General features: G+C 49.4%; 20 protein-coding genes and 1 riboswitch. Of the genes, 12 read left to right on the forward strand and 8 right to left on the reverse strand.

Features of this window, described 5'->3' with window-relative positions; translation table 11 throughout:
• Window positions 1-3: 3 nt before the first annotated feature.
• From BQ5591_RS11570 to thiS, 6 genes are all read right to left on the reverse strand, one after another.
• Window positions 4-699, reverse strand: coding sequence for a HesA/MoeB/ThiF family protein (locus tag BQ5591_RS11570; RefSeq protein ID WP_071149512.1), 696 nt, complete (start codon window positions 697-699; stop codon window positions 4-6).
• A gap of 101 nt (window positions 700-800) precedes the next feature.
• The gene (thiH, locus tag BQ5591_RS11575; protein ID WP_071149513.1) at window positions 801-1,931 is read right to left on the reverse strand and encodes a 2-iminoacetate synthase ThiH; all 1,131 of its coding nucleotides are present in this window, start codon (window positions 1,929-1,931) and stop codon (window positions 801-803) included.
• Window positions 1,932-1,981: 50 nt separating this feature from the next.
• The gene (gene thiC / locus BQ5591_RS11580; RefSeq protein ID WP_022163313.1) at window positions 1,982-3,676 is read right to left on the reverse strand and encodes a phosphomethylpyrimidine synthase ThiC; all 1,695 of its coding nucleotides are present in this window, start codon (window positions 3,674-3,676) and stop codon (window positions 1,982-1,984) included.
• Between the two features lie 82 nt (window positions 3,677-3,758).
• Complete coding sequence (locus BQ5591_RS11585; protein WP_022163312.1) at window positions 3,759-4,535, reverse strand: thiazole synthase; 777 nt, start codon at window positions 4,533-4,535, stop codon at window positions 3,759-3,761.
• Between the two features lie 117 nt (window positions 4,536-4,652).
• Entirely contained in the window at window positions 4,653-5,309 is a 657-nt protein-coding gene (locus tag BQ5591_RS11590) for a thiamine phosphate synthase (RefSeq protein WP_071149514.1), read from the reverse strand.
• Window positions 5,310-5,452: 143 nt separating this feature from the next.
• Window positions 5,453-5,650: a sulfur carrier protein ThiS gene (thiS, locus tag BQ5591_RS11595; RefSeq protein ID WP_022163310.1), complete on the reverse strand. Its 198-nt coding sequence runs from the start codon at window positions 5,648-5,650 to the stop codon at window positions 5,453-5,455.
• 219 nt (window positions 5,651-5,869) lie between these two features.
• Window positions 5,870-5,960: riboswitch (TPP riboswitch) on the reverse strand.
• 84 nt (window positions 5,961-6,044) lie between these two features.
• Between thiS and BQ5591_RS11600 the strand changes: the two genes are divergently transcribed.
• From BQ5591_RS11600 to BQ5591_RS11620, 6 genes are all read left to right on the forward strand, one after another.
• Window positions 6,045-7,175 carry a helix-turn-helix domain-containing protein gene (locus tag BQ5591_RS11600; RefSeq protein WP_071150686.1) on the forward strand — a complete coding sequence of 377 codons (1,131 nt, stop codon included), beginning with the start codon at window positions 6,045-6,047 and terminating at the stop codon, window positions 7,173-7,175.
• A 507-nt stretch (window positions 7,176-7,682) separates the two neighbouring features.
• Window positions 7,683-7,835: a hypothetical protein gene (locus BQ5591_RS21605; RefSeq protein WP_162841930.1), complete on the forward strand. Its 153-nt coding sequence runs from the start codon at window positions 7,683-7,685 to the stop codon at window positions 7,833-7,835.
• A gap of 24 nt (window positions 7,836-7,859) precedes the next feature.
• Entirely contained in the window at window positions 7,860-9,473 is a 1,614-nt protein-coding gene (locus tag BQ5591_RS11605; protein ID WP_071149515.1) for a hypothetical protein, read from the forward strand.
• Between the two features lie 243 nt (window positions 9,474-9,716).
• The gene (locus BQ5591_RS11610) at window positions 9,717-10,238 is read left to right on the forward strand and encodes an HU family DNA-binding protein (RefSeq protein WP_071150687.1); all 522 of its coding nucleotides are present in this window, start codon (window positions 9,717-9,719) and stop codon (window positions 10,236-10,238) included.
• A gap of 190 nt (window positions 10,239-10,428) precedes the next feature.
• Window positions 10,429-10,860, forward strand: coding sequence for a Fur family transcriptional regulator (locus BQ5591_RS11615; protein WP_071149516.1), 432 nt, complete (start codon window positions 10,429-10,431; stop codon window positions 10,858-10,860).
• A gap of 127 nt (window positions 10,861-10,987) precedes the next feature.
• Window positions 10,988-12,532, forward strand: a complete 1,545-nt coding sequence (locus tag BQ5591_RS11620; protein ID WP_071149517.1) for a carbon-nitrogen hydrolase family protein — start codon at window positions 10,988-10,990, stop codon at window positions 12,530-12,532.
• A 222-nt stretch (window positions 12,533-12,754) separates the two neighbouring features.
• Here the strand turns inward: BQ5591_RS11620 and BQ5591_RS11625 are convergent, their stop codons facing one another.
• The gene (locus tag BQ5591_RS11625; protein WP_071149518.1) at window positions 12,755-13,315 is read right to left on the reverse strand and encodes a DapH/DapD/GlmU-related protein; all 561 of its coding nucleotides are present in this window, start codon (window positions 13,313-13,315) and stop codon (window positions 12,755-12,757) included.
• Between the two features lie 376 nt (window positions 13,316-13,691).
• Here BQ5591_RS11625 and BQ5591_RS11630 point away from each other — a divergent pair, with 376 nt between their 5' ends.
• The 6 genes from BQ5591_RS11630 (at window position 13,692) to BQ5591_RS11655 (ending at window position 20,546) form a co-directional block, all read left to right on the forward strand.
• Complete coding sequence (locus tag BQ5591_RS11630; protein ID WP_022161676.1) at window positions 13,692-14,591, forward strand: helix-turn-helix domain-containing protein; 900 nt, start codon at window positions 13,692-13,694, stop codon at window positions 14,589-14,591.
• Window positions 14,592-14,684: 93 nt separating this feature from the next.
• Window positions 14,685-18,188: an isoleucine--tRNA ligase gene (gene ileS, locus BQ5591_RS11635; RefSeq protein ID WP_071149519.1), complete on the forward strand. Its 3,504-nt coding sequence runs from the start codon at window positions 14,685-14,687 to the stop codon at window positions 18,186-18,188.
• 41 nt (window positions 18,189-18,229) lie between these two features.
• Entirely contained in the window at window positions 18,230-18,610 is a 381-nt protein-coding gene (locus tag BQ5591_RS11640; RefSeq protein WP_022161678.1) for a TraR/DksA family transcriptional regulator, read from the forward strand.
• Complete coding sequence (locus BQ5591_RS11645) at window positions 18,611-19,243, forward strand: lipoprotein signal peptidase (protein ID WP_022161679.1); 633 nt, start codon at window positions 18,611-18,613, stop codon at window positions 19,241-19,243.
• Entirely contained in the window at window positions 19,240-20,292 is a 1,053-nt protein-coding gene (locus tag BQ5591_RS11650) for a DUF4296 domain-containing protein (protein ID WP_083380962.1), read from the forward strand. The genes BQ5591_RS11645 and BQ5591_RS11650 overlap by 4 nt, the downstream gene beginning before the upstream one ends.
• Complete coding sequence (locus tag BQ5591_RS11655; RefSeq protein WP_022161681.1) at window positions 20,289-20,546, forward strand: hypothetical protein; 258 nt, start codon at window positions 20,289-20,291, stop codon at window positions 20,544-20,546. Before BQ5591_RS11650 ends, BQ5591_RS11655 begins: the two co-directional genes overlap by 4 nt.
• Here the strand turns inward: BQ5591_RS11655 and BQ5591_RS11660 are convergent.
• On the reverse strand, window positions 20,497-21,261 hold the full coding sequence (locus tag BQ5591_RS11660; protein WP_071149520.1) for a TrmH family RNA methyltransferase: 765 nt from the start codon (window positions 21,259-21,261) through the stop codon (window positions 20,497-20,499). The two genes, BQ5591_RS11655 and BQ5591_RS11660, sit on opposite strands and share 50 nt — an antisense overlap.
• Window positions 21,262-21,410: the final 149 nt, after the last annotated feature.

Here is a 21,410-nt window from a genome sequence, read left to right on the forward strand (position 1 = left end):
TAATCAGAATGCTAATTGGTAAGTCTGGAGGGTTCTCAGATCGATGGTCCACAACTTTTCTGATAATACATCTCCGTATCCGCAGACAATTTTCAGCACTTCATTGGCTTCCATACTTCCTACTACGGCAGGGGTAATACCTATTACTGATGAATCTGGTGTCAACTGAAGCATGTTGGCTTCGTCTGGGTAGAGATCACGGTAGGTACGTGGTTGTTCGCCGTAATTGAATACGGAAACCTGGCCTTCGAATCCCTGAATAGCACCATAGACATAAGGCTTTCCCAGTCGGGAGCTGACATCGCTTATCAGGTAGCGGGTGGTAAAATTGTCGCATCCGTCTATTACGATGTCGTATTCTGCGATCAGCTTTTCGGCATTCAGGCGGGTTAGCCTTGTCTGATAGGTGTGTATGGATGTTTGGCTATTCAGTTCATGCAAGCGTCGGGCAGCACAAATTACTTTGGGTTGTCCTACTTCAGCTTCGCTGTATAACACTTGGCGTTGCAGGTTACTTAAGCTGACAACATCATCATCAATCAGGCCGATTGTTCCTATACCGGCTGCTGTCAGGTAGAGGGCGATAGGAGCGCCAAGTCCGCCTACACCTATAATAAGGACACGTGCGCGCGAAAGGCGTTCCTGTCCGGTTTCACCTATTTCAGGCAAAGCGGTTTGTCTGGTATACCGTGAGGTCATGGCTGTTATTTTTTGAGTTTTTTATCTATGGTAAAGGAATGGGACATCTTTGTGATTGGTAGTATCACAAGTGTACCATTCCTTGTATTACAGAAAATAGATTATTTGGAACTGAACAAGTCAAAACTTGCATCCCAGTCTTTCCATACCGGTTCGCGTCCGATGTGTTTCAGGGCAGCATTTACTTCTACTGCCGTACGGTCGTCGCTGATGTGGAATTGTTCCAATGCTTGTGGATAGGTATAATATCCTCCGGGTTCGGTCTTGCTTTCAGCACTCATGGTAGTCACTCCGAGTGCAGCCATGTGATCACGGATGTAAGCCGGTTCGCGGGTCGAGTACGAAATGTCTACGTCGTGGTCGAAAATGCGCATAGCAAAGGTTACTTGTGCCAGTTCACGGTCGCTCATAATGACGTTGGGTTGGAAGCCTTCGTTTTCGGCCGGGCGCATACGCGGGAAGTTGACGCTGTATTTCGTCTTCCAGTAATGTTTTTGCAGGTAACGCAGATGGTACGCCATCATAGTGATATCCGTGCGCCATTCTTTTTCCAGACCAATCAGCACTCCCATACCGATAGAGTGAACGCCAGCCTGTCCCATGCGGTCGAAGCCGTTAACACGCCACTCAAACTTCGATTTCATGCCACGCGGATGATAGATGTTGTAGTGAGCTTTGTTGTATGTTTCCTGAAAGCAGATGACTCCGTTCAGCCCATGTTCTTTCAGCTCGGCATATTCTTCCGTTTTAAGAGGCATTACCTCGATTTTCAGGTTCGAGAAGTAAGGCTTGGCCAGGTCGAGTGCACGGGCTATGTAAGGCACGCCGGCTTTGGCAGGGTTTTCGCCCGTTACCAGCAGCAGGTTCTCGAAGGGGGCCAGCTTTTTGATAGCTTTGTATTCGTTCACAATCTCTTCTTCAGTCAGAATGGTGCGTGCCATCGGGTTACTGATATGGAATCCGCAATAGACGCACGAGTTCGTACACGAGTTGGTGATGTAAAGAGGTATGAACATGGATATGGTCTTGCCGAAACGTTCTTCGGTATACTTCTTGCTCAGTTGTGCCATGGGTTCCAGGTATTTGCTGGCGGCGGGTGACACAAGTGCCATGAAGTCATCTACATCGCAGTGCTCTTTGCCGAGGGCGCGAAGCACATCGTTTTCGGTTTTCGAGTAGATGGCTTTGGTGGTTTCCTCCCAATCTATTTTTTCAAGTTCTTCTGAAAACATTTGGTTCAGTGAATAATTAAAAGTTAAAAATTAAAAGTTGTGATTGGTGTTTAATTATTAATTTCTTTAAGATCCCGACTCAGCTTCATGGCACAGAAGTTGGGACCGCACATCGTGCAATACTCGCCGTCGGTATGGCGTCCTTCGTTGAAGTATTCCAATGCACGGTCGGGGTCGAGACTCAGGTGGAACTGGTCGCGCCAGCGGAATTCGTAGCGGGCTTTACTCAAGGCATTGTCACGGATTTGTGCACCAGGATGTCCCTTGGCTAAGTCGGCTGCATGAGCGGCGATTTTATAGGTGATGACACCGGTACGTACATCTTCTCTATTAGGCAATCCAAGGTGTTCTTTCGGAGTGACGTAGCACAGCATGGCCGTACCCAACCAGCCTATCTGGGCCGCACCGATGGCCGAAGTGATGTGGTCGTAACCAGGAGCAATGTCGGTGACAAGCGGTCCAAGAGTATAGAAGGGGGCATTGTGGCAATGGTCAATCTGTCGTTCCATGTTCTCACGTATTTTGTGCAAAGGAACGTGTCCCGGGCCTTCGATGAATGCCTGAACGTTCTTGTCCCAGGCGCGGAGCACAAGCTCGCCCATGGTATCGAGTTCGGCAAACTGCGCTTCATCGTTGGCGTCGGCTATACAGCCTGGACGCAGACCATCACCCAGTGAGATGGCAACGTCGTACTGAGCCAGAATGTCGCAGATGTCGTCGAAGTGCTCGTAAAGGAAGCTTTCACGATCGTGGATAAGGCACCATTTGCTCATGATACTTCCGCCACGTGAAACGATGCCGCACAAACGCTTGTCGGCCAGATGTACATTCTGACGGCGTATGCCGGCATGGATGGTGAAGTAGTCTACTCCCTGTTCGCATTGTTCGATGAGGGTGTCGCGATAGATTTCCCACGTCAGGTCTTCCACTCGTCCGTTTACTTTCTCCAAAGCCTGATAGATAGGTACAGTACCTACGGGTACAGGGCAGTTGCGTATAATCCATTCGCGTGTTTCGTGGATGTTGGCTCCGGTAGAGAGATCCATCAGGGTATCACCTCCCCAGCGACAGCTCCATACGGCCTTATCTACTTCTTCGTCGATGCTCGATGTCGTAGCTGAATTACCGATGTTGGTATTGATTTTCACCAGGAAGTTGCGTCCGATAATCATCGGTTCGCTTTCTGGGTGGTTAATGTTGGCAGGCAATACGGCGCGTCCGGCTGCTATTTCATCGCGGACAAACTCGGGGGTGATGTAGGTGTCGATGCCCAGTTCACGGCAATTCATATTTTCGCGGATGGCCACATACTCCATTTCGGGGGTGATGATACCTGCCTTGGCATAGGCCATCTGGGTAATGTTTTTACCTGCTTTGGCGCGGTAGGGCAGGGCGATGTGCTCGAAGCGCAGGTGGTCGAGGCTCTTGTCGTCGCGGCGCATCTTTCCGTATTCGGAGGTGATGGAGGGCAGCTGTTCTACGTCACCCCGACCGGTTATCCAGCTTTCGCGCATACGGGGCAATCCTTTTTTCAGGTCAATCTCAATATCTGGATCGCTGAAAGGACCACTGGTGTCGTAGACATAGACGGGGGCATTGGGTGTCATCACTTTCTCGCCGTCGACAATTGTCACGGTGGGGGTGAGGTTGACTTTCTGCATTCCTACCTTTATATAAGGATAAAGAGTGCCCTGCATGTAGGCTTTCTCTGCATGAGCGTACGCTCTTTTATCTTGTTCTTTCATTTATGGAATTAAAAATTAAAAGTTAAAAAATAATAGTGGGAGAGTTGCCTCTTTCTCGTTCTTAATTTTTCATTATTAATTATTAATTGTTTAAGAAGGCTGTCAGTGGTGAGGAGGCCGATGCAACCAGGTCGGCTGCTTGTGTGCCCAGTCCGGCTTCGTAGGCACGGCGTCCGGCTATGACGGCTTCTTTGAAAGCGATAGCCATTTCTACAGGATTGCCGGCTACGGCGATGGCTGTGTTCACCAGGCAAGCAGCTGCACCCATTTCCATGGCTTCGGCAGCATGACTGGGAGCACCGATACCGGCGTCTACTACGACGGGCACGTTGCTCTGTTCGATGATGATGCGCAGGAAGTCGCGTGTTTGCAGTCCTTTGTTGGTTCCGATGGGGGCTGCCAGTGGCATCACTGTTGCAGCACCAGCTTCTTCAAGGCGCTTACACAGGGTAGGGTCGGCCTGGCAGTAAGGCAGTACGACGAATCCCAGCTTCACCAGCTCTTCGGTTGCTTTCAGTGTCTCGGTAGAGTCGGGGAGCAGGTAACGAGGGTCTGGATGGATTTCCAACTTCAGCCAGTTGGTACCAAAAGCCTCGCGTGCCATTTGGGCAGCGAATATAGCTTCTTCGGCATTGCGTACCCCCGAGGTGTTAGGTAACAGTTGTATGTGCGGATGTACAATGTGCCGCAACATGTCGTCGTCTTTGTTTTCCAGTTCGATGCGCTTCATGGCTACGGTGACCATTTCGGTGCCCGATGCCAGGATGGATTGTTCCATTACTTCGTTCGAGTTGAATTTTCCTGTTCCCAGGAAGAGGCGGGAGTCGAACTCACGTCCCGCGATGACTAGTTTTTCCATATCGAGTATTTTTATTTATTGAATTGCGAATTTATTTTTTAGGAGTTATACAGGCCCCTTTCGACTAAAATTATCTGTCACGGATTACACGGAATGCATGAACCTCGTTTTTAATTTTTAATTATTCATTTTTAATTCTCGGCACACCGACTGCATCTCCTCCACCGGATTATTGGCTCGCAGAATACTACCCGACAGGGCAATGCCGCTGATGCCGGTTTGCATTAAGGCGGGAATGTCTGCATTGGTGATACCCCCAATAGCTACTATGGGCAGATTGATGCTTTCCTGCTGCATGTGGCGGACGATGCCGGCGTAGCCTTCCAGTCCTAGTATGGGGCTGAGGTTCTTCTTGGTAGTGGTGTAGCGGAAGGGACCGCACCCGATGTAGTCAGCTCCCGAGCGGTAGTGTGCCCTTACATCGTCGATGGTGTTGGCTGTGCCGCCTATGATGCAGTCATCGCCCAGCAGGTGCCGTGCCTCTGCTATGGGCATGTCGTTCTTGCCCAAATGGACGCCGTCGGCATGGATACGTCCGACCAGTTCTACATGGTCGTCGATGAGGAAGGTGGCGCCGTAACTGTGGCACAGGTCGGCGGCCTCTAATCCTGTACGTATTATCTCGTCGGCTGTGGCATCCTTCATGCGTAGCTGTATCCAGCGGCATCCGCCTTCGAGAGCCAGGCGTACCGAGTCGAGGTAGCTGTATTGGTCGGTATAGTGTGTGATGAACTGCAGGCGGGCGTTCATCATTCGTTGTTCTTTCTCTGCCATAGGATTTTGAGTTTATGAGTCTTTAAGTTTTTGAGTTTATGAGTTCTTTAGTTTTTAAGTTGTTTGTTTTTGGGTTTTGAGTTAAAGTAAAGCAGTAACTTTAACTTAATAACTTATAAACTCAAAAACTTAAAATTCTTCCATTATCCGCCGCAAGCGGCTTTGATGATGACGACCGAGGCTCCTTCGGTCAGCTGATAATTTTCCCATTCGGTGCGTGGCACCATGCGGTTGCTTACGGCCACGGCTACACCACGGTCGGGCAGCGACAGTTCTTCAGCCAGCTGACGGAGAGTCGTGGCATTGGTGTCGATTTCCTGATTGTTAACGGTTATTTTCATATGGCTTTAAGTTTTTGAGTTTTTAAGTTTTTGAGTTTTTAAGTTTTTAAGTTTTTAAGTTCTTAAGTTTTTGAGTTTTGTGGGGGAGTTTTTGAGTTTATGAATTTGCAGGTTCATAAGCTAATTGTTTTACTTCGGACTTTACGCCTTCAGAAACTCAAAAACTTAAAAACTTATAAACTTAAAAACTCAAAAAGGTGCGGGCAGCTATGTGATAAGTATGCGATGATATCCAATTCCTACGACAGTGCTAACTGTATCAGGTTCGAGGGTATGATCTCAGCCCGTCGGGGCACCCCTTTGTCTCTCAGCGGCAAAGATAAAGAAAAAAATGAAATACCCGATTGCTTTTTTTCATACTTTTGTCTCTGTTTTTAGTAAAGTTGGAACTGTTATGGTGTTGCAAACTCCCGAACTATATTATGCGGCAGCCGGGCTGGTGCTTGTGTGCTCGTCGTTGTTTTGCGCTTTTGTGCGCTGTTTTCATATGTGTCGTCCTTTCGACAAGCAAGAATCCTATTTCTATCCGGCACGCAGGCTCATGACGTTTATCTTTGCCTGTTTTGCCCTGCCGGGGGTATGGCTGTGCCGGATGGACAGTGCGGATGCGTGGCTGTTTGTGCGTGTGTTTTTTGTCCTGTTTTTGCCGGTGGCCGGTATCCTGTCGTTCCGCCGCTATTTCTTTGCCGGTGTGCGTCGCCGCTGGCTGTACTTGGCGGTGGCGGGGGTGCTGCCTTTGCTGCTTATTGCGGTGCTTTGGGCATTCGCCTGGATGGGAGGCGACGTGCTGTGGCGTCGTGCCGATGTAGTTCTGCCGTGTGTGGGTGCTTATGCGCTGCTGCTGACGGTCGGAATGGTGCGTACTACGTGGTGGCTTTGCCTCCAGATACGCAAGCATCAGTACGAGGAGTATTCGAACGAAGACGACTTTCCCATGCGTTTTGCCCGATTCGTAGTTTTCTTTCCTCTTATTTATATTGTAGCCGCCTGGGTGCTTTTCTTTACCGGGAGCCACACCTATAACATGTATCTACAGTTGAGTATTGCCGTGATGCATGTGGTCATCCTGCTGCAGATTCTGCATCCGCAACGGCATGAATGCCGGCAGGCGGTAGGCGAGGCGGAGGCTTTTGTAGAGCAGAAGGTGGAGACATTGCTGACCGAACAGAAGGCGTTGGAGGATGACGTCCGTTCTTCGTGGAGCCTGTCGGCCGAGGTGAAGGATGGTTTGGAGGTGAAGATACGTGCTGTGTTGACGGAGCAGCAGCTTTACCTGAACCCGAATCTGAAGTTAGATGACCTGGCAGCGGCGGTGAAGAGCAACAGGAAGTATGTGTCGCTTGTGATGAACGAACGTTTCGGCTCGTTCTACAAGGAACTGAACCGGCTGCGGGTCGAGGCTGCCTTGGAGTATAAAAAGAAGAATCCGGCAGCAACCCGCGAAGAGGTGGCTCTTCACAGCGGCTTTGCTTCGGTGAAAACCTATAGCCGCAACCTCGACGCATACCGGAAGGAAAAAGAATAAGAACCGCACCTGCGGATGCCTTCTGTCAGGGCAGAAGGGGGAGGACAATGGAACGAAATTCGGCTTATTGTCCCTTCTGCGGGGCATTTTTCCTTAAATTGTCCCGTAAGTTTTCAAGCATTGTCCCGGTGCTTTGGTAGGATTGGTCTAATTTTGTCCCGTCTTAACCAAACGAGAATTTGACAGTGCAAACAAGCGTTTATACAGCAGATACGACAAGAGAGAACAGGCACAAAGCCACCCTTTGCGGCATAGGCTTTATGTCTGCTTTTTTTGCGAATAAGCGTGCACAAAACTATGCTGAAAATTTGGATATGTGTGATTTTTGTATAAACACACATGGATTTATCTATACCTTATATATAGTTATCGCACGCGCGATAACGACGGCCAGGAAGCCTGCAAGCCGACGAAGGGAGCGTCTTCTCTCCTCTGCGTGGGTTTGCAGTTTTTTTTGCGTTCCTGTCCTGTCGCTTTCCCCGAATCATCTAAATAAATATTAACGATATGCAAGAGAACAAGAATGAAGAATACACCGGCTTGGGGGCTTACGAGTCTCCACGGTGCGAAGTGATCGAAGTGGAGGTCGAGGCAGGCTTCTTGGCCAGTTTCCCCGACGCGGGGCACGACGGCTTCGGAGACGGAGACGACATTTGGTAAATTCTTAAATAATAATGATAAGCAATGAGAACAAAGAACATGACCATCGCCGCACTGGCCCTGCTGTTGGCAGCCTGCGGCAACGAAGAAATCATTGAGAACAACGAGGTCGGCAGCATCGGTGAGCTTGTGCCTATGACCTTTACAGCCGGAACGCCACAGACCCGTACGTCGCTGGACGAGGAAGGCCATGCCATCAACTGGAATGCAGACGATGAAATCACCATTTGGAGCGGAAGCTATACCACCAAGAATAAGTTTACCGCTGCTCAGGTCGATGGCAGCAGCGCTTCCTTTATCGGTAAAGCGACAGCGGCAGATACTTATACTGCCTTCTATCCTTACAATCTTGCTTCGTGGCATAGTGACTACAATGCTCAAGATAACACTATCACATTCCGTCTTTCTAATGCACAGACTGCTACGGCAGGCGGCTTTGCCAAGGGTCTGAACCCCTCGTGGGCACAGACCAAGGCCGATGATAACAGTAGTTTGCAGTTCCACAACCTCTGTGCCTTGGTGAAGTTCACCATTGCCGAAGGTGCTGATGTTACTGGTATAGAAAGTTTCAGCTTGCAAGGCGCGAATGGCGAAGGGCTGGCGGGTGATCTGTCCTATAGTATCACGAATGGCACCTTGACTGTTACATCTGCCCAAAATGAAGTGAAGCTATCAGGCACATTCGAAGCCGGGAAAACTTATTATTTCGTAGTGGCACCCGGCAAACTGAAGGAACTCAACTTCTGCTATACCAAGGATGGTAATGTATACTGCAAATCAACGACCAATGAGGTTACCCTCGAAGCCGGGAAAATAACCAATCTGGGCGATGATATGAGTTTGGACAACGACAATTTCCTGCAGCCTATTACTAACACCACGTTTGTTCTTGCAGCGAATAATCAGGTTGGGTGGACAAAGAACTCTGATAATACCGTGACCTTGACAGCCGCGAACCTGGCAGCAATGGAAGAGGTAGCATCGTTGGACCTCTCTAATAGGTCAGATTTGACAGACTTGTCCGGCATTGAATATTTCACCAAGCTGGAAAGCTTGAATTGCTACCACACCGGAGTAACAGTAACAGGCATAGACGCTATTAAAGGCCTTACTAAACTGACGACCTTGAATTTCAATGATTGTGATAAACTGACTGAGTTGGATGTCACAAGTCTGACCAATTTGACGACCTTGAGTTGTAACAAATGTGCGATGCTGACTACGCTGAATGTACAGGGCTTGTCCCAACTGGAAACTTTAGATTGTAGCAGCAGCAAAATTACGTCGCTGGATGTAAGTGCTTCGACTAACCTGACCAGCTTGAAATGCAACGCCAATGCCTTGACTACGTTAGATGTCAGCGCTTTGACAAATTTGGAAACTTTGTGGTGTAATACTAACCGTCTGGCTGAACTGAGCCTGATTGAAAATGGGAAGCTGACAGATTTGCGATGTGGAAGTCAAAAACAAAGCACTGGTAGTGGAACCTTGTACTTGAAGCTTCTTCTTCCGAAGAGTCTGTTGGAGAAGTGGAATACAGAATGGTCAAAAGACGTGTATAACAATTATGTGAATGTTAGTACTCCTACCGATGCTGAACACGGCGGCTTCGAGGACGGCAGTACCGTAGAATGGTAAATCTATATTACATCGAAAGAACTCCCCGAAGTCACCCGTCAAGACTCCCTAGAGTCATGAGGCATGACTCCCTAAAGTCTCCGTCCATGACTCCCGGGAGTGTCGGGGCAAGACTCACGGGAGTCTCCAAGGATTACTCCTGCAATTCGGTAAACAACTGATAATCAATAGCAAAAAAAGCCCTCTTTCCGGTCGCTTGCCGGAAAGAGGGCATTATGTATAACTTTTTAAATGGTAAATACTATGTACAAGTACAAATTAGTGAAACGGGGTAATCCTCAAGACAAGGGTGCTCCGAAGAAATGGTATGCCTCGCCCCTGAGCGAGACGGCACAGGACGTGAAAGCCATGACGCGCGCCGCCACCGAGAACACCACCGTGGCTCCCAAGGAAATGGAAGCCGCCCTGGAACTGCTGGGCAACTACGCCCGCCAACAACTGCAGCAGGGCCACACCGTGCGCGTGGGCGACCTGGGTACGCTGCGCGTCACCTTCCAGAGCGACGGCGTGGAAAACATCACCGATTATCAGGCATCGAGCATGATAAAGAACCCGCGCATCCTCTTCACGCCCAGCAAGGATTTTCGCGAGTCGGTCATCAACGGCTTGCAGTTCGAGAACGGCGGTGTGCTGGAAAACGACGTCAACTACGCCTCGCTGGCCGACTACAAGAAGGCGAAGGGCATCACCGGCGGCACCACCACCGAGCCGGGCGGCAGCAGTGGCGGCGGCACCGAGCCGGGCGGCGAAGACCCGTTAGGATGACGAAGGGCGGGGCACACACCGTACGGAACCACAGAACTTCCACAGAATAATCAGAAACGTGGATGGACACACGGATGTACGCAGAAGAAACGTGAAATCTGCGAAAAACGGCGTCCATCCGCGTTTTTTGTATTGCCCGTTTGCCACGCAATCGCTACCTTTGTCCCTATATAACCAACCGGATGAGACAATGGAAGAAAAATCGGACATACGCATATTGGAAAAGAAAGGAGTGAAGCCGACAGCCAACCGCATTCTGGTGTTGCGCGCTCTGCTTGCTGCTGCGCGACCGGTCTCGCTGCCCGAACTGGAAGAGGTATTGGAGAGGATGGACAAGTCGAGCATCTTCAGGGTGTTGGGGCTGTTTCTGGAGCATCGGGTGGTGCATGCCATCGACGACGGTAGCGGTGCCCTGAAGTACGAACTGTGCGACGGCGAGACGACTTGTTCCGTGGATGATATGCACATCCACTTCCATTGCGAGGCTTGTCACCGGACCTATTGTTTCAAGACCCTGCACATTCCTTCCATCGCTCTGCCCGAAGGGTTCGTGATGCAATCAGTCAACTACGTGGTGAAAGGCCTTTGTCCCGACTGTGCCTCGAAGCAGATAGAAGGATGAGTTTCTACAGGAAAGACGTGAAGTTTTGGAAACAGGCAAGGTTCAACGTATGAAAATAAGCACTACCTTTGCGCCGCAATGACGGCAAGCAAGATTGTCCGTCTTCGATTAAAACAAGAAAACAACTATGGATTCTATCAAAATCAACAAAGTGCAGATACGCAATCTGCAAATCGAGGATTACGACCAATTGGCCCAATCATTCACACGTGTATATTCGGACGGAAGCGACGTCTTCTGGACACACAAGCAGATCGAGAAACTGATCCGCATCTTCCCCGAAGGACAGATTGTGACGGTAGTGGACGAGAAAATCGTGGGGTGCGCCCTCTCTATCATCGTCAATTACGACGACGTGAAGAACGATCACACCTATGCTCAGGTGACGGGCAAAGAGACTTTCAATACGCACAATCCCAAGGGTAATATCCTGTACGGCATCGAAGTCTTCATCCATCCGCAATATCGCGGACTGCGTCTGGCACGCCGTATGTACGAATACCGCAAGGATCTTTGCGAGAAGCTGAACCTGAAAGCCATTATGTTCGGTGGTCGCATTCCCAACTACCACAAGTATGCCGACCAGATGCGCCCCAAGGAGTATATCGACAAGGTGCGCCAGAAGGAAATCTACGACCCGGTGCTCACCTTTCAGCTGTCGAACGACTTCCACGTGCGCAAGGTGATGCGCAACTATCTGCCCAACGACGAGGAATCGAAGCACTATGCCTGCCTCCTGCAGTGGGACAACATCTACTACCAGCCACCCACGCAGGAATACATCAATCCGAAGACCACCGTCCGCGTGGGCTTAGTGCAATGGCAGATGCGTGCCTATAAGACGCTGGACGACCTGTTCGAGCAGGTGGAATTCTTTGTCGACGCCGTGTCCGACTATAAGAGTGACTTTGTGCTGTTTCCCGAATACTTCAATGCCCCGCTGATGGCAAAGTTCAACGACGAGGGTGAGTCGGAAGCCATCCGCGGTCTGGCCGCCTATACCGACGAGATACGCGAACGCTTCATCAAGCTGGCCATCAGCTACAACATCAACATCATCACGGGCAGCATGCCGCTTATCAAGGAAGACGGACGCTTGTACAACATCGGTTTCCTCTGCCGCCGCGACGGCACGTACGAGATGTACGAAAAGATTCACGTCACGCCCGACGAAATCAAGAGCTGGGGCTTGAGCGGAGGTAAGACCTTGAAGACGTTCGAGACTGACTGTGCCAAGATCGGTGTCCTGATCTGCTACGACGTGGAGTTCCCCGAACTGTCGCGCATCATGGCCGACCAGGGCATGCAGATTCTGTTCGTACCTTTCCTGACCGATACGCAGAATGCTTTCAACCGCGTTAAGGTCTGTGCCCATGCCCGTGCCATCGAGAACGAGTGCTTTGTGGTGATAGCCGGCAGTGTAGGCAACTTGCCGCGTGTGCACAATATGGATATCCAGTATGCCCAGTCGGGTGTCTTTACGCCGTGCGATTTTGCTTTCCCCACCGACGGAAAGCGTGCGGAGGCCACTCCGAATACGGAGATGATTCTGGTGTCGGATGTCGATTTGGATTTGCTGAACGAGCTGCATACGTACGGAAGTGTACGTAACCTGAAAGACCGTCGGAGCGATCTGTATGAAGTGCGGATGAAAAAACAGTCCCAGAGTTAAGTGCAAAAAAAAAGGCTATCTATCCCAGACAGCCAATCTTTCTTGTTAACCTTAAATCTAATACTATGAAAAACACGTTGCAAAGGTAGCCCTTTTGGCGGAAACTCCAAACTTTTGCTTCTTATTTCGTTGATTTATAACAGGATTTAAGAAAGTAAAACGCCTTTTTAACGCATGTTTTGAATTTTCGATGTGTGAAGGCAAACGTATCAGTCAAGTGGATTATATTTTACGGATGAATCTGGCAGGTACGCCACCTACGATGGTGTTGGCCGGTACGTTGCGTGTCACTACCGCACCGGCAGCTACAACGGCATTTTCGCCGATGGTCACTCCCTGGAGGATAGTGGCGTTGGAACCTACCCAGACATTTCGTTCGAGCACGATGGGAGCCGGATAAGTGATGGGTCTTTCTTCGGGCGACAGGCCGTGGTTCAGCGTGGCAAATACGACGTTGTGACCTATCTGGCATCCGTCGCCCAAAGTTACTCCGCCATGGTCCTGAAAGTGGCAGCAGGCGTTGATGAACACATTTTCGCCCACGGTGATGTTTTTGCCGAAGTCGGTGTAGAAGGGAGGAAATACCCGCAAGGAGGCAGGCACCGTGTAGCCGAACAGTTCGGAAAGCAACCGGCGTACTTCTTCCGGAGTGTGGTAAGCGGTGTTCAGCTGGAAAGTGATGCGGCGGGCTTCGTCGCTCATTTCGTTCATGAATTTGAAAATGTCAGGTGTATTGAGAGCCTGACGGGTCTTTACGTAAGACAGGAAGTCGCTGATATTCATATCGGTATTTCTATTTACTAATTGGGTTCACTTTAAAAAGTCTGTTTCCTATGAGTCTCTTTATAGTTACTATCGCTTTGCTTTGTCATCCTGAACGCCGTGAAGGATCTGTTATCACATAGCCTTTGAAAGAGATCAGGCAACAGGTCTACAAGGCCGGGATGTCCTGCTTGATAGGGCACCGCTTGAAACACCTTGTCAACTCGATCTTGCGAAAGTTGAGTTACTAATTGTTCGGCAAAAGTACTTGTATACCGATGGATGGAATGTGGATGTATTACGGTTCGTTGTATTCATTTTACAGATTCTGTTCCGATCCGTTCTCTCTTTACGGCTAAATTGCCTACATTTGTGGGAAAGTAAAAACGTATCGGTTATGAAAGATGTAATTAAACTGGAGAATGTAGAGCAATACAACGATTTGTTCGGACTGGAAACACTGCATCCGCTTGTCAGTGTGGTCGACCTGTCGCAGGCTACGCGTCATCCCGAACATTTTGTCCTGAACTACGGCGTGTATGCCCTGTTTCTGAAACAGACCCGTTGCGGAGATATCCGCTATGGCAGGCAGACTTACGACTATCAGGAAGGCACGGTGACCAGCTTTGCGCCGGGGCAGATTGTCGAAACAACGTTGGAGCAGGGAACACCCCTGAATGCCTGTGGCCTGTTGTTCCATCCCGACCTGATAAAAGGAACATCGTTGGGACAGGAAATCAAACATTATTCTTTCTTCGCCTACAGTTCGAACGAAGCCCTTCATCTGTCGGAAGAAGAACGGAGCGTTTTTCTGGACTGTCTGAAGAAGATACAGATGGAGCTGAATCATCCTATTGACAGGCATAGCAAACGGCTGATTTCGAAGAACATCGAGCTGCTGTTGGATTATTGCATGCGTTTCTACGAACGCCAGTTCACAACCCGTGCCGTTGTGAATAAGGATGTACTGATGCGCTTCGAGGACTTGCTCGACGAGTATTTTGCCAGCGACAAACCTCAGACAGAGGGACTGCCTTCGGTCCGGTATTTTGCCGAGAAAGTATTTCTGTCGCCCAATTACTTCGGCGATCTGGTGAAAAAAGAGACGGGCAAGACTCCTCAGGAATATATACAGACCAAACTGATAGACCAGGCCAAGGAGATGATTGCAAGTACGGAAAAAACAGTCAGCCAGATAGCCTACGAGCTGGGTTTCCAGTATTCGCAGCACTTCAACCGCATCTTCAAGAAAAACGTCGGATATACGCCGGGCGAGTACCGGAAACTGCTGGCCTGAATAAATAAACAATCTTAAAAGCACTGATTTATCCAACTTTTTTATAAATTTGCGCCCTTAAAAATAAAAGTGTATTTAGGAGACATTTAAGATATGAGTAAGAAGTTTGCCGAATATTCGAAGTTCGACCTTTCAGAAGTGAACAAAGAAGTATTGAAGAAATGGGACGAAAACCAGGTTTTCACCAAGAGTATGACAGAACGTGAAGGATGTCCTTCCTTCGTATTTTTCGAAGGACCTCCCTCGGCCAACGGTATGCCGGGTATTCACCACGTAATGGCACGTTCCATTAAAGATATTTTCTGCCGTTACAAGACGATGAAAGGCTTCCAGGTAAAGCGTAAGGCCGGATGGGATACTCACGGACTCCCTGTGGAACTGGGTGTGGAGAAAGCACTGGGCATTACGAAGGAAGACATCGGAAAAACCATCTCCGTGGCCGACTATAACGCTGCCTGCCGCAAGGACGTGATGAAGTTCACGAAAGAATGGGAGGACCTGACACACAAGATGGGATATTGGGTAGACATGAAAGATCCGTATATCACCTACGACAACCGTTACATCGAGACACTGTGGTGGCTTCTGAAGCAGTTGTACAAGAAAGGACTTCTTTACAAGGGATATACCATTCAGCCATATTCGCCTGCTGCCGGTACAGGACTGAGCTCGCACGAGCTGAACCAGCCGGGATGCTATCGCGACGTGAAGGATCTGACGGTAGTCGGACAGTTCAGAATGAAGAACCCGAAACCGGAGATGGCAGAGTGGGGAACCCCTTACTTCATAGCATGGACTACTACTCCGTGGACTTTGCCCAGCAACACAGCACTCTGTGTAGGCCCGAAAATCGACTATGTAGCCGTACAGACTTACAATGGTTATACCGGCGAAAAGATGACGGTTGTTCTGGCCAAGGCATTGCTCTACACACACTTCAATAAAAAGGCGGAAGACATTGCATTAGAGGATTATAAGCCCGGCGATAAACTGATTCCGTTCAAGGTAGTCGGCGAGTACAAAGGTACCGACCTGGTCGGCATGGAGTACGAACAGCTGATTCCTTGGGTGAAGCCGACCGAACTGGATAAGGACGGTAACTGGCAGGAAGCATCGGCAAAAGCTTTCCGTGTGATTCCCGGTGACTATGTGACGACGGAAGATGGTACGGGTATCGTACACATCGCCCCGACTTTTGGTGCCGACGATGCCAACGTGGCACGTGCAGCCGGCATCCCGTCGCTGTTCATGATCAACAAGCGCGGCGAGACCCGTCCGATGGTCGACCTGACCGGTAAGTTCTATCTGCTGGACGAACTGGACGAGAAGTTTGTAGCCGAGTGTGTGGATGTTGAGGCTTATAAGGAATACCAGGGCCGTTGGGTGAAGAATGCTTACGACCCGCAATTCACCGTAGACGGCAAGTACGACGAAAAGGCCGCACAGGCAGCCGAGTCGCTCGACTTCTACATCTGCATGATGATGAAAGCCGCCAACCAGGCATTTAAGATCGAGAAACATGTACACAACTATCCCCACTGCTGGCGTACAGACAAACCGGTGCTCTACTATCCGTTGGACAGCTGGTTCATCCGCAGTACGGCTTGCAAGGAACGCATGATGGAGCTGAACAAGACCATTAACTGGAAACCGGAAAGCACCGGTACAGGACGTTTCGGCAAGTGGCTGGAGAATCTGAACGACTGGAACCTGAGCCGTTCGCGCTACTGGGGTACTCCGCTTCCTATCTGGCGTACCGAAGACGGCACGGAAGAGAAGTGTATCGAGTCGGTAGAAGAACTTTACGCCGAGGTAGAAAAATCGGTGGCTGCCGGTCTGATGCAAAGCAATCCTTACAAGGAGAAAGGCTTTGTTCCCGGTGTATATACCAAAGAAAATTACGATAAGATAGATTTGCACCGTCCGTATGTCGACGATATTATCCTTGTTTCGAAAGACGGTCAGCCCATGAAGCGTGAGTCGGACCTGATAGACGTATGGTTCGATTCCGGTTCCATGCCTTATGCACAGATTCATTATCCGTTCGAGAATAAAGAACTGCTTGATTCGCATCAGGTATATCCGGCCGACTTCATCGCCGAAGGTGTGGACCAGACACGTGGCTGGTTCTTTACACTGCACGCCATTGCTACCATGGTCTTCGACAGCGTATCTTACAAGACGGTTATTTCCAACGGACTGGTGCTCGACAAGAATGGCAACAAGATGTCGAAGCGTTTGGGCAATGCAGTCGATCCTTTCGCTACGATCGAGAAATATGGTTCCGACCCCTTGCGCTGGTACATGATTACCAACTCTTCGCCGTGGGACAACCTGAAGTTCGATGTGGACGGAGTAGAGGAAGTACGCCGTAAGTTCTTCGGCACGCTCTACAACACCTATTCGTTCTTCGCCCTTTACGCCAACGTGGACGGATTTGAGTACAAGGAAGCCGACGTGCCGATGGCAGAACGTCCGGAAATAGACCGCTGGATTCTTTCCGTATTGAATACGCTGGTGAAGAACGTAGATGCCTGCTATAACGACTACGAACCGACAAGAGCCGGACGTCTGATTTCCGACTTTGTCAACGACAACCTGTCTAACTGGTATGTCCGTCTGAACCGCAAACGTTTCTGGGGCGGAGAATTCACACAAGACAAACTGTCTGCTTATCAGACATTGTATACCTGTCTGGAGACCGTAGCCAAGCTGATGGCTCCTATTGCTCCTTTCTATGCCGATATGTTGTACATGGACCTGATTGCCGTAACCGGACGCGACAACGTAGTTTCCGTGCACTTGGCCAAGTTCCCGGTATGTCAGGAAGGCATGATCGACAAGGAGCTGGAAGCCCGTATGCAGATGGCTCAGGACGTCACTTCGATGGTATTGGCATTGCGCCGTAAGGTGAACATCAAGGTTCGCCAGCCGCTACAGTGCATCATGATTCCTGTAGTTGACGAGGAACAGCGTGCCCATGTGGAAGCAGTGAAGTCGCTCATCATGAACGAAGTGAATGTCAAGGAAATCCGTTTCGTGGACGGCGCAGCCGGTGTGCTTGTCAAGAAGGTGAAATGCGACTTCAAGAAGCTGGGACCGAAATTTGGCAAGCAGATGAAAGCGGTGGCAGCACAAGTGGCAGAAATGTCGCAGGAAGCCATTGCCGAACTGGAGAAGGCCGGTTCGTATACCTTCCATCTGGACAGTGGCGATGCGACCATCGAGACGAGCGACGTTGAAATCTTCAGCGAAGATATTCCCGGCTGGCTGGTGGCTAACGAAGGCAAGCTGACCGTTGCTCTGGAGGTCACTGTGACTGAAGAGTTGCGTCGTGAAGGTGTAGCCCGTGAACTGGTGAACCGTATCCAGAATCTGCGCAAGTCGAGCGGATTTGAAATAACTGATAAAATTCGGATCTGCTTATCAAAAAATCAGCAGACAGATGATGCGGTAACCGAATATAAAGACTATATTTGTAACCAAGTCTTGGGAACCTCACTTACGCTTGTGGATGAGGTAGAAAACGGTACAGAGTTGAATTTCGATGATTTCTCTTTGTTCATAAACGTTGAAAAGGAAGTGGCTAAGGCTTAAAAGAGAACCATATTAAGAACCCTAAATAAAATTCTAAAGCTATGGCAGAAAAGACAAGATACTCGGATGCTGAATTGGAAGAATTCCGCGCCATTATAATGGAAAAGCTGGAATTGGCACAACGCGATTATGATTTGCTGAAAGCAAGTCTGACAGGTGCCGATGGAAACGATACAGACGATACATCGCCTACTTACAAGGTGTTGGAGGAAGGTGCCAATACATTGTCAAAGGAAGAAACAACGCGTCTGGCACAGCGTCAGTTGAAGTTTATTCAAGGATTGCAGGCTGCATTGGTACGCATCGAGAATAAGACGTACGGCATCTGCCGCGAGACCGGTAAGCTGATTCCTGCTGAACGCTTGCGTGCTGTGCCTCATGCAACTTTGAGTATAGAAGCTAAAAACAACGGAAAGAAGTAAATGAGTAAAATTCTCACGAAAGGCCGGATAGCCTTGTCCGTTATATTTTCGGTATTGATCATTGACCAGATTATCAAAATCTGGATTAAGACTCACATGTTCTGGCATGAGAGCATCCGGGTGACCGACTGGTTCTATATCTATTTTACCGAGAATAATGGCATGGCTTTCGGCATGGAAATTTTCGGAAAATTGTTCCTGACCAGCTTCCGTATAGTTGCAGTGGCATTCATAGGATGGTTCCTGTACAAGTTTGTGAAGCATGGGATGAAGACCGGTTTCATTGTCTGCATTTCACTGATTCTGACCGGAGCTTTGGGGAATATTATAGACAGCGTATTTTACGGAGTCATCTTCAACGAAAGCACCCATGCGCAGATTGCATCCTTTATGCCGGAAGAAGGCGGATATGCGCCGTTGTTCTATGGTAAGGTAGTAGATATGTTCTATTTCCCTATCATCGAGACCGACTGGCCGCAGTGGATGCCATTTGTCGGAGGGGAACATTTTATATTCTTTAGCCCTATCTTCAATTTTGCTGATGCGGCCATCAGTTGTGGTATTATAGCTCTGCTGCTGTTCTATAGCAAATATTTGAATGATGCCTATCATGCTGTGACAAAAAAATCATGAAAGGAAAGATGCGGATTCGATGGTATAGTATTGCTCTGTCGGTTTTATGTCTGAGTGCTTGTCAGGTGAAAAGACCTGACACAGTGCTGCCAGATGCGACGATGGAGAATGTGCTTTATGATTACCACATTGCCAAGGCAATGGGCGAGGATATCCCCTACAATGACTCGTACAAAAAGGTGCTCTATGTAGAATCCGTCTTCAAGAAGTATGGCATCACTCAGGCGCAGTTCGATTCATCCATGGTGTGGTTTGCCCGCAACCCCGATGCCTTGACCAAGGTATACGAGAAAGTCAACCAACGGCTGAAAGCCCGGCGCGACGGCATCAACCACCTGATTGCCTTAAGGGAAAACCGTCCTAAGTCCTCCCGTCCGGGAGACAGCATTGATGTGTGGTTCGGACAGCGCATTTATCAGCTGACGGGCATGCCTTTGGACAATAAAGTTGCCTTTACCATACCTTCCGACTCCAATTTCCATAGCCGTGACACCTTGCGGTGGAGCGTCCGTTTCCAGATGCTGGGTAAAGCGGCGGATGTGCTTACGGCACCTGTGATGGGAATGCAGGTAGCCTACTCCAAAGATACGGTTATCAGCACCATGCTGCATGTGCTGAAGGAAGGTACGAATACGCTGACCCTGTATGCCGACACGTTAGGCGATATCAAGGAGGTCCGTGGCTTTGTGTACTATCCGAAACAGGAGGAAGCCGGCGACTTGCTTCTTGACCGGATTTCGCTGATGCGCTACCATGCGAAAGACTCCTTGCCGGCAATTGCAGCCGATACCTTGCAGGCCGATTCGTTGCGTGCCGATTCCTTGCGGAAAGACTCTTTGCCCAAAGCGAAGGACGATGTGCAGAAGCTGCAGGAAACGCCCTCGCAGCAGGAAGAACGCTCGGAAGAACGTGCACGTCCTCGTCCGGGCGTCAACAATGTGCCGGTTAGCAACAATACTTCTACCCTGAAGTCCGGACAGCGGTTGCAAAAAGCTACCTTAAAGAAGCAGAATGTGGTTCCTTTAAAAACAAGAATGCGAGAAGAATGAAAAGATTTGCCTCGCATTATTTGTTTCTACCAGGCTATGGCTATCTGAAGCAATATGTGGTAGAGGTAGACCAGGGATACGCCGTTCGCATCTTTCCGCTGAAAGAAGAAGTCGAAGACGTCGAATGGCTGCCGGGAGTCATTGCTTTGTTCCCCGAAGGGCCGGATGGCGAACTGGCATCCTATCTGTATTATCCTTTCGACTTCAACGCCATGCAGCCTGTCGCCGGAACTCGGCACAGACCACTGCGGTAGCGATGGCCACATTGAGCGACTCGGATGTTTCGCGGCTGACCGGATAGTTGGGGATATACAGCTTGCGGTTTACCAGTTGTTCTACATCGCGGCCTATTCCTTTCCCTTCGTTTCCCATGATGATGAGTCCGTGCTCGGACAGCGGTTGTTCGTAGATGTTTTTCCCGTCCAGGAAGGTTCCGTATACGGGTACGCCGTTCAGCGAGCGGATCAGTTCTGGCAAATCGGTATAGTGCACTCTGACTCGTGCGATTCCTCCCATCGTGGCCTGAATGGCTTTGGGGTTGTAGATGTCGGCCGTGTTGGGCGAACAGAAAATGTCTTCTATGCCAAACCAGTCGGCCAGGCGCACAATGGTTCCCAGGTTTCCGGGGTCTTGCACGTCGTCGAGTGCCAGGCAGAGTGAATGTTCTACGATTTTAGGGTCGGTCATGTACTGCGGCTGTTCGAATACGGCCAATACCTGTTGCGGAGTTTTTTGCAGGCTGGCGCGTGCAAGCTCTTCTTCCGTCACCTCTGTTATGTCCTGAATGTCCGTCAGATTCTTTTGCGAGGCAAGCCATTCGCGGGTGCCCATCAGGAAACGGCAGTCGAAGTGTCCTAACAGGTCTTCTACCAGCTTGGGGCCTTCTCCCAGAAATACGTTTTCTTCTTTGCGCTTTTTCTTTAACTCCAGCGAATGGATATATTTGATGCGATTCTTGCTTATTGCCATTTTTGTTTCTGTTTCGGTTAATTTGATATGGTTTTGACACAGCCACGTATCCTATTTTCGTGAAACAAAAATACGGGATATTTTTCAGATAATCAAAAACTGTGAACTCTTCCGGCGTTTTTTCTCTGATATGAAAAAATATACTATAT

Origin of the sequence: Bacteroides ndongoniae, assembly GCF_900108345.1 — a bacterium.
Lineage (GTDB): Bacteria > Bacteroidota > Bacteroidia > Bacteroidales > Bacteroidaceae > Bacteroides > Bacteroides ndongoniae.

Bases quoted from the DNA above. Each gene is read 5' to 3' on its own strand.
- BQ5591_RS11655 (WP_022161681.1), top strand. From the start codon at position 20,289: ATGAAAAGATTTGCCTCGCATTATTTGTTTCTACCAGGCTATGGCTAT.
- BQ5591_RS11615 (WP_071149516.1), top strand. From the start codon at position 10,429: ATGGAAGAAAAATCGGACATACGCATATTGGAAAAGAAAGGAGTGAAG.
- BQ5591_RS11630 (WP_022161676.1), top strand. From the start codon at position 13,692: ATGAAAGATGTAATTAAACTGGAGAATGTAGAGCAATACAACGATTTG.
- BQ5591_RS11570 (WP_071149512.1), bottom strand. From the start codon at position 699: ATGACCTCACGGTATACCAGACAAACCGCTTTGCCTGAAATAGGTGAA.
- BQ5591_RS21605 (WP_162841930.1), top strand. From the start codon at position 7,683: ATGCAAGAGAACAAGAATGAAGAATACACCGGCTTGGGGGCTTACGAG.
- BQ5591_RS11650 (WP_083380962.1), top strand. From the start codon at position 19,240: ATGAAAGGAAAGATGCGGATTCGATGGTATAGTATTGCTCTGTCGGTT.
- BQ5591_RS11610 (WP_071150687.1), top strand. From the start codon at position 9,717: ATGTACAAGTACAAATTAGTGAAACGGGGTAATCCTCAAGACAAGGGT.
- BQ5591_RS11585 (WP_022163312.1), bottom strand. From the start codon at position 4,535: ATGGAAAAACTAGTCATCGCGGGACGTGAGTTCGACTCCCGCCTCTTC.
- BQ5591_RS11645 (WP_022161679.1), top strand. From the start codon at position 18,611: ATGAGTAAAATTCTCACGAAAGGCCGGATAGCCTTGTCCGTTATATTT.
- thiC (WP_022163313.1), bottom strand. From the start codon at position 3,676: ATGAAAGAACAAGATAAAAGAGCGTACGCTCATGCAGAGAAAGCCTAC.
- ileS (WP_071149519.1), top strand. From the start codon at position 14,685: ATGAGTAAGAAGTTTGCCGAATATTCGAAGTTCGACCTTTCAGAAGTG.
- BQ5591_RS11620 (WP_071149517.1), top strand. From the start codon at position 10,988: ATGGATTCTATCAAAATCAACAAAGTGCAGATACGCAATCTGCAAATC.
- BQ5591_RS11605 (WP_071149515.1), top strand. From the start codon at position 7,860: ATGAGAACAAAGAACATGACCATCGCCGCACTGGCCCTGCTGTTGGCA.
- BQ5591_RS11590 (WP_071149514.1), bottom strand. From the start codon at position 5,309: ATGGCAGAGAAAGAACAACGAATGATGAACGCCCGCCTGCAGTTCATC.
- thiH (WP_071149513.1), bottom strand. From the start codon at position 1,931: ATGTTTTCAGAAGAACTTGAAAAAATAGATTGGGAGGAAACCACCAAA.
- BQ5591_RS11640 (WP_022161678.1), top strand. From the start codon at position 18,230: ATGGCAGAAAAGACAAGATACTCGGATGCTGAATTGGAAGAATTCCGC.
- BQ5591_RS11600 (WP_071150686.1), top strand. From the start codon at position 6,045: ATGGTGTTGCAAACTCCCGAACTATATTATGCGGCAGCCGGGCTGGTG.
- BQ5591_RS11625 (WP_071149518.1), bottom strand. From the start codon at position 13,315: ATGAATATCAGCGACTTCCTGTCTTACGTAAAGACCCGTCAGGCTCTC.
- BQ5591_RS11660 (WP_071149520.1), bottom strand. From the start codon at position 21,261: ATGGCAATAAGCAAGAATCGCATCAAATATATCCATTCGCTGGAGTTA.
- thiS (WP_022163310.1), bottom strand. From the start codon at position 5,650: ATGAAAATAACCGTTAACAATCAGGAAATCGACACCAATGCCACGACT.